Consider the following 2,884-nt stretch of genomic DNA (forward strand, 5'->3'; position numbering starts at 1 on the left):
TGTTGGCTTAACAAATGATGATTTTGTGGGAATTGCCAATTTGGTCATTCCAGATGGTGTTGCCAACTGTACTTTTGCCGTTTTAGTTACTTCTGCGACAAGCGGATTGTACACAAATGAGTTTGCTAATTTTTCAAACCTTAATAATATTGATGCTTCTACTGTGTTGGCAACCTTAAATGTATTGCCTATTCCGCCAAGCGCCGATTTGGAAATTTCACTAACACCTAATCAAACACAATATTGCGAAGGTGATGAAGCTATATTTACACTTACAATCACAAATAATGGTCCTGACGATGTTGCAACTGTTGCGGTGGAACACTATTTGAATCCTTTGGGTTTTACCTACCTTTCAGATAATGCAGGCGGAACGTACACAAATGCAACAGGAATGTGGGAACTTTCCGGAATTGTCATTTCTAGCGCAGCCGGAAACAACACATTTACCGCAGAGATTGCAACGACTATTTTAAATATAGATGCAAGTGCGAATCAATATGAAACCACCGCCGAAATTACGGCAACAAATACCGTCGATTTAGATAGTGATGTTAATACTAGTTTTGATGTAGATGATTTGGGTGATTCACTTGCGGATGATGATGAGGTGGAATTGCAAGTGGCCGTTTTTGAAATTCATAATGATATTGATCTTACCATTGACAATGCGGAAGTTTGTATTGGAAATACAACAACGCTAACCATTAGCAATCCAACGGTAATGTATACGTATAATTGGTATGAGGCATCAAACCCTACGCAAATTGTATTTACAGGAACATCGTTTGATACAGGAAGTATTACCACAGATACAACCTATGAAATAGAAATCATCAACGAAAATAACTGCCCTGGCATTGCACGCGAACTCGTTGAAGTAACTGCGGTTTCGTGTATCGATTTAGGAATTGAAAAAGGAGTAGATACCGAAATGCCTTCTATTGGCGAATCGATTCAATTTACAATTACAATCACAAATAACAGTACAGAAGACGCTACAAATATTGTTGTAGAAGAGTTGCTTCCAAACGGATATCAATATGTATCACATATAGCAAGTAATGGAATGTATGATACCAATACACAATTGTGGACAATTATGACTTTAACGGCAGGGAATTCGGCCACATTAAGCTTAAATGTTGTGGTGGTTGATGGTGACGATTATAATAACGTTGTTGAAATTGTGGGGCAATCGGCAACCGATTTAGACCTTGCAAATAACATAGCAACCGCAATTACATTTCCAGATTGTTTAGAAATTCCGAATGGTTTTTCTCCAAACGATGACAGTATTAATGATGTTTGGGAAATTGCGTGTTTAGATAATTATACGGACAATGAATTAGTCATATTTAATCGTTGGGGAACTATTGTATACAAAACAAGAAACTACAGCAATAACTGGAATGGTGAAGCCAACCAGAATGTAGTATTGTTTACTAAAAATGAACGTTTACCTGTAGGAACGTACTTTTACATACTTAAATTACAAAACAATACTATTGAAAAAACGGGTTGGGTATATTTGAATTATTAGGTTTTTTAAAGATCGCTCCTTTGCTTTTAGACCGCTGACGCTTTTAGATCGTTTCACTTTTAGACTCGTTGTTGCTTTTAGATTTTTCTCACTCTTATGTGATACTGAATCACACTTAGATAAACTCAGTGTAAAAGTTCAGTATGGAGTTACTGTTGTATTTTTTACAATCTGTTATTCTTGTGTAGGCAGAAATTCATTTAAAAACGTATTAAGAAAATATCTAGATTCCTGACTCTAAAAATCTTGACTCTTTTAATCAATCAAAAAACTAATTAAACTTACGTTCAATAATTTCCACAAAGCGTGTTTCGTATTCTTCTTTCCCAGTCCAATTATTATAATCAGGCTTAATCATGTCGAAAACAAAAGCTTTTGCTTCCGTTTCACTTTCAATCGTATTCAATTGCGAAATTACGCGGTTATAATCTTCTTGATTGCCATCAAATAAATGTTTGGTAAAGGCAATACGATCGTTCAATCCAATAGAAATACCTGTATTTAAGCGATCATTTAGTGACATTGGTTTCGTTTCCGTTTTAGCCACTTTGGTTTTTACTTCAACGGCAGCTTTTACTTCTTCAGTAATCGTTTCTACTGCTTTTGGTGTTGGAGTTGGTTTTTTAACCTCAGTAACTTCATCACTCTTTACAAACGTTGGTTGCGGTAATACATCTGCCAAAATATCTTCTAGCGTTTCGCGTTTTGGTTCAGGTGTTTTTTCGGCTAAAAGTGGATCTTCTTCTGCGTCGTCTTCTGGCATTTCGGCCACCATATTCTTAATAGTTTCCATCAAAGGTGCCACCAATTCGTCTTGCTCAGGGTCTTCACTTACCAAATGATGCCTTGTAAAAGCATCGTCTTCTGCATTTTGCTCTACCTTATCGTGGTTGTATACATTTTCTAGCGTTTGGAAAAAAGAAGAATCTGCATAATCGGGCACAGAATCTTTAAATTGTTCTTCAAAAAATAAGAGTACCGACAACTTTTCAAAAACTTCTTTCGCTTCTTTATGTAATGCAACTACATCTTCTTTACCTTTTAATTTTAGGATTCGATGCGCTATACTTACTAAATCTCCTTCTAATTTTTTCTTCATAATTTTTAAACTAATGTCGTTGTATAACCTTTGTTTTTTTAATAAATTTGTTCCACCTTTACAAAAACGAGTATAAATTCGTTTTCGACTTGAAAATTACAAAATGTTTCTCGAAAATACAGTAAATCATAAAGAACAATTTGGTTGGATTGAAGTTATTTGTGGTTCAATGTTCTCTGGAAAAACCGAAGAACTGATCCGCAGACTCAAAAGAGCACAATTTGCAAAGCAAAAAGTGGAGA

The 2,884-nt window shown here is 35.4% G+C and carries 2 protein-coding genes and 1 pseudogene; 2 read left to right on the top strand and 1 reads right to left on the bottom strand.

The annotated features are described in order from the left end of the window. Window positions 1-1,543, top strand: a 1,543-nt coding sequence (locus tag AB8B65_RS13940) for a gliding motility-associated C-terminal domain-containing protein (protein ID WP_405301739.1), incomplete at its 5' end; no start/stop codon positions are given. 271 nt (window positions 1,544-1,814) lie between these two features. Here the strand turns inward: AB8B65_RS13940 and AB8B65_RS13945 are convergent. Then, a complete protein-coding gene (locus AB8B65_RS13945; protein ID WP_405301741.1) occupies window positions 1,815-2,642 on the bottom strand; it encodes a hypothetical protein in 828 nt (275 codons plus the stop codon). 103 nt (window positions 2,643-2,745) lie between these two features. On the opposite strand from AB8B65_RS13945, the pseudogene AB8B65_RS13950 reads away from it, so the two are divergent. Next, window positions 2,746-2,884 (top strand): annotated as a pseudogene (locus AB8B65_RS13950) (thymidine kinase); the annotation flags it as partial.

The sequence above is a fragment of the Kordia sp. genome, from assembly GCF_045105435.1.
Classification (GTDB): domain Bacteria; phylum Bacteroidota; class Bacteroidia; order Flavobacteriales; family Flavobacteriaceae; genus Kordia.